1 protein-coding gene is annotated in these 274 nt (G+C 61.3%); it reads right to left on the bottom strand.

From position 1 onward, the window contains the following. Positions 1–274 (bottom strand): cation:dicarboxylate symporter family transporter (locus tag AC5RVV_RS18395; RefSeq protein WP_494002762.1); only part of this gene is annotated, 274 nt, incomplete at both ends.

A 274-nucleotide genomic window follows, 5' to 3' on the forward strand; every position in this document is an offset into this window, starting at 1 on the left:
ATGATCATGAAGACCAGCAGGGAAATCTGCTCGCCCAGTTCCAGCGGCGTCCCCATCGCCGTGGCGACGAACAGCGCCGCCATGGTCAGGTAGATGGCGGTGCCGTCCAGGTTGAAGGAGTAGCCGGTGGGCACGGTCACACCGACGACCGGCTTGGACACGCCCAGGTGCTCCATCTTGGCGATCAGCCGCGGCAGTGCTGCTTCCGAGGAGGAGGTGGAGAAGATGAGCAAGTATTCGCGGCCCAGGTACTTCATCAGCTTGAAGATGTTCA

The organism is Arthrobacter sp. MDT2-34-1, from assembly GCF_059091365.1.